Origin of the sequence: Pseudactinotalea sp. (assembly GCF_048594945.1) — a bacterium.
GTDB lineage: Bacteria > Actinomycetota > Actinomycetes > Actinomycetales > Beutenbergiaceae > Pseudactinotalea.
In genome coordinates this window covers 1-4354 of record NZ_JBMDXJ010000026.1, presented here as the reverse complement: position 1 = coordinate 4354, position 4354 = coordinate 1, and the positions used below count along the sequence as shown (strand labels likewise).

5 protein-coding genes are annotated in these 4354 nt (G+C 67.9%); all 5 read right to left on the bottom strand.

Going from position 1 to position 4354, the window contains the following annotated elements; all coding sequences use genetic code 11:
• The coding region (locus tag ACOJSN_RS01245) for an ATP-binding cassette domain-containing protein (protein WP_420110691.1) at positions 1-332 on the bottom strand (332 nt) is incomplete at its 3' end.
• A 13-nt stretch (positions 333-345) separates the two neighbouring features.
• The gene (locus tag ACOJSN_RS01240) at positions 346-1095 is read right to left on the bottom strand and encodes an ABC transporter ATP-binding protein (protein ID WP_420110690.1); all 750 of its coding nucleotides are present in this window, start codon (positions 1093-1095) and stop codon (positions 346-348) included.
• Entirely contained in the window at positions 1088-2275 is a 1188-nt protein-coding gene (locus ACOJSN_RS01235) for a branched-chain amino acid ABC transporter permease (RefSeq protein ID WP_420110689.1), read from the bottom strand. The genes ACOJSN_RS01240 and ACOJSN_RS01235 overlap by 8 nt, the downstream gene beginning before the upstream one ends.
• Positions 2259-3146 carry a branched-chain amino acid ABC transporter permease gene (locus tag ACOJSN_RS01230; RefSeq protein WP_420110688.1) on the bottom strand — a complete coding sequence of 296 codons (888 nt, stop codon included), beginning with the start codon at positions 3144-3146 and terminating at the stop codon, positions 2259-2261. Before ACOJSN_RS01230 ends, ACOJSN_RS01235 begins: the two co-directional genes overlap by 17 nt.
• A 7-nt stretch (positions 3147-3153) precedes the next feature.
• The coding region (locus tag ACOJSN_RS01225; protein WP_420110687.1) for an amino acid ABC transporter substrate-binding protein at positions 3154-4354 on the bottom strand (1201 nt) is incomplete at its 5' end.

The following is a 4354-nucleotide window of genomic DNA, read 5'->3' as shown; positions in this document are numbered from 1 at the left end:
ACCGTGTAGCCGCCGAGCATGACGTTCTCCTCGACCGTCATCTCCCGGAACACCGAGTGTCCTTGTAGCACGTGCGAGAGCCCTCGACGCAGCAGGTCCTGCGGCTTCGCCCCGGTGACGTCCTCGCCGTTCAGCCAGACCGAGCCGTCACGCACGCCCAGCAGCCCACTGGCCACCTTCAGCACGGTGGACTTGCCCGCGCCGTTCGGCCCGACCAGGCACACGATCTCGCCACGCCGCACCTCGACCGAGAAGCCACGCAGCACCAGCGCTGCCTTGCCGTAGCCGGCCTGCACGTCGTCCAGGCGCAGCACCACGTCGTCGTCAGGCATGCCGCCGCTCTCGTCAGACACCAAGGTAGGCCTCCAGCACCTTCGGGTCCTGCTGAACCTGCGCGGCACTCCCGGCCGCGATCGGGCGGCCGCGGTCGAACACCACCACGTGATGGCACAGGTTCATGATGAACTCCATGTTGTGCTCCACGACGAGGAACGTGGTGCCCTCGGCGTTCAGCTCGGTCACCAGCACCGCGATGCGTTCGATCAGCGCCGGGTTCACGCCGCCGGCCGGTTCGTCGAGCATGACCATCGCGGGGTTCGCCATCAGCGCGGCTGCCAGCTCCAGCAGCTTCTGCTGACCGTACGAGATGTCCCGCGCCTCCGAGGTCTCGAGGTGATCGAGCCCGACCCGGGCAAGGATGTCGCGCGCTCTCTCGACCAGCAGGGCCACCCGTGGCCGACCGAAGTACGCCAACGGGTGGGGCGGGTGCACCGCCACCAGCAGGTTGTCGAGCACCGTCAGCCGGGGGAAGACCCGGCACAGCTGGAACGTGCGCCCGATCCCCGCGCGCGCGACTCGGTGCGGCTGCCATCGCGTGATGTCCCGGTCCCGGTAGTAGACGTGCCCCGAGTCCGGCGGGATCATGCCGGTGACGCAGTTGAAGAACGTCGTCTTGCCCGAGCCGTTCGGCCCGATCAGACCGTTGATCCTGCCCTGGTAGAACTCGGTCGTCGCGTCGTTGACCGCGTGCACGCCGCCGAACGACTTCGACAGCGCCTCGGTGCGCAGCGCGACCTCACCCGGTGCCTCAGTCATCGGATCTCCTCTCGCTCGCGTCGGTCCTCGATGAGTCGACGGCGGAGCCTCCGACACTGTGATCCTCGGCTGTGCCTGTGGTCCCGGCGTGGACGCGTTCGTCCTGTTGCGCTCTGACCTCGGCCGCCGACACCTCACGGATCGAGGTTGCGCTCGGCCCCAAACGGCGGATCAGTTGCGCGACCAGCGCGAGCACGCCATCGGGCGCGAACAGCACCACGGCCACGAGCAGCAGCCCCGTGGCGACCAGGTGGAACTGGGTCTCGCCGAAGTTGAGCAGGAAGTACTCGAGCGCCGAGCCGACCACGATCGCGCCGACCAGCGGGCCGAACAGATACCGCACGCCGCCCAGCAGAGCCATCAGTGCGATCTGGGCGCTCAGCACCACGTCGAACTGGAAGATCGGATCGAGATCCCCGAACCACAGGGCGTACATGCCCCCGGCGATCGCGGTGAGGAAGCACGAGATGCCGAACGCGGCCAGCTTGAGCCGCGCCGTCGGGATCCCCAGCGACTGCGCCTTGTCCTCGTCCTCGCGGATGGCCTTCAACGCCTGCCCGAAGCGCGACCGGTCGACGACCAGGTAGCTGACGAGCACGAGCAGCAGCAGCCCGAGGAAGATGTAGAAGAACACACGGTGGTGCTCCGGTCGGAGCAGATCCGGGAAGGGACGCGGGACCACCAGCCCGCTGGAGCCTCCGGTCACGGACCGCCAGCTCTGGAACACCAGCAGCAGCACCAGCACGATCGCGATCGTGACGATCACGAAGGACGCTCCGCGCACCCGCAGAGCCGCCCAGCCGACCAGCAGCGAGATCGCGCCCACCACGACCGCCGCGGCGGCGACCGCCACGAAGCTGTTGATACCGGTATGGATGACGAGCAGCCCGGTGCCGTAGGAACCGAGCCCGAAGAAGGCGATGTGGCCGAGCGAGACGTAGCCCGTCAGACCGCCCATGAGGTTCCAGGCGGTCGCGAACACGGCGAAGTTCAGCACGATCACGCCTGCGCTGAGAATGTAGGGGTTGCCGGCGACCAGCGGCCACAGCGAGAGCACGGCCACCACCACGAGGATGGCGACGAAGGGTCCGGACCGACCGCTGCCGGCCCGCTGCAGCGACTGCACGAGGCGAGTGCCGCTCACGGCGAGGGCTGGGGAGGACTCAGAAGCGTTGGGCAAGGCGACCTCCGAAGAAGCCCTGAGGCCGCAGCATCAGGGTGAGGAACAGCGCGACGTAGAAGACCGTCTGCGCCCAGGTCGGGCCCATCGGGATCTCCAGCAGCACCCGGATCGTGCCGAGGGCCAGCGCGGCGATCGCTGCGCCGGGAATGCTCCCCAGCCCACCGACCACGATGATCGCCATCAGCGGGCCGATCCAGTGCCAGTGCAAGGACGGGTAGATGGTCGCCTGCAGCGAGAGCGCCGCACCGCCGATCGCTGCGGTGGCCAGCCCGAGCCCGAACCCCATGCCGGCGACCCTGCTCGTGTCGATGCCGACCAGTTGCGCGGCCTGTCCGTGCTGGATCGTGGCGCGCAGCGACCGCCCGAACTGCGTGCGCTTCATGATCAGATACAGCGTCGCGAGACTGATCGCTGCCAGCCCGAACGAGACGATCTGCACCACGGGGATCTGCGCCCCGAGGAAGGCGACGCTGGTAGGCCCGTACGGAAGGTTGATGCGCCGCTGCGTCCCGGTCCAGACAAGGCCGAGGAGCCCTTCGATGGCCAGCGCGATACCGAACGTCAGCAGCACCGACATCATCGTCATCGTCGCCGGGCGCAGCCTGGCCAGCAAGAAGCGGTGCAGCACGTATCCGATACAGAAGAACAGCGGCACCGTGACGACCAGCGAGAGCATCGGGTCCAGCCCGGTGGTGACGGCGAACCACCAGGCCAGGTACGCGGACAACACGATGAAGGCCGCGTGCGCCAGCATCACCACTCGCATGATTCCGAAGTAGAGGGTCAGGCCTGCTGCCAGGAGGGCGTAGAGCCCTCCCAGCAGCAGACCCAGGATCAAGCTCTGAAAGAGCAGCGCCCCTGAGGCCACGGAGTGGTCACCACTCCGGCTTGGGGTAGAGGAGGTCGGCCTGAGCCGCGTCCTCGGGAAGCACGATGGTGATCTCACCGTCCTGGTACTGCAGGAGCATGTGCGCACCATCGGGGCGACCGGCCTCGTCCCAGCCGAGCGGCCCGACCACGGTGTCCTCCACCGAGTTGTTGTGGAGCCAGTCGATCAGCTGCTGCTGACAGTCGCCCTGCTCGGCGCACCCGACGGCTTCGACGGCGGCCTGCACGACCTGGCCGGTGGTGTAGCCATTGGCCTCGTCCTCCTGCGGGTCCATGCCGTGGAGCTCGTTGTGCAGCTCGATGAAGGCGGCGTTCGACGGCCACTCGGCTGAGAGCGAGTATCCGGTCGGCGAGAGGATGCCATCGACAGCGCCACCGATCGCCTCCGGGAACTCCGCGTTGGTCGGAGCGGTCGAGAACGCGACCATCCGCGGCTGGTAGTCGAGCTGCTGCAGCGCCAGGATCAGGTTCACCGCGTCCTGGTAGAGCGAGCCACCCACGAGCAGATCGGGATCCGCATCCGCGATCTGTGCCGCGATCGCACTCATGTCGGTCGCGTTGGGCGGGTAGACCTCGTCGATCACGACGTCGACGCCGCCCTCGGCCAGCTTGTCGCGCAGCCCGTAGGCGGTGCCCTGGGCGAACGGGTCGTCCATGGAGGTGACCGCCATGGTCTGCGGGCGCTCGTCCTCGGGCATCGCCAGGATGTACTCGGCGAGATAGTTGTAATGGTCAGAGGCGATCGCAGGAGCGGCGTAGAAGATGTTCTCGAAACCGTTCTCGAAGACCTCCGGCGCCGCCGCCGCCGGCTCCACGAACAGCATCCCGTACTCGGACGCCACCCTCGAGGCAGGCACCACCAGCCGGGTCGAGAACGGCCCGAACAGCAGGTCCACCTCCTCCTGCGCGATCAACGACTCGTAGTCGGACACCACGCGTGCCGGGTCCGAGGCGTCGTCGAGCACGATCAGCTTGACCTGGCGACCCAACAGTCCACCGTTGCGGTTGACCATCTCGACCCAGGTCTCGTAACCGCGCTCGACCCCCTTACCGGGCTCCGCGAAGTCACCGGTCAGCGGCAGCGAGACGCCGATGACGATGGGGTCGTCCGTGTCCCCGCCATCTCCCCCGCCGGCGTTGCCATCGCCGTTGCCCCCGCCGTTGCCGCCGCACGCCGCCAGCAGCAGC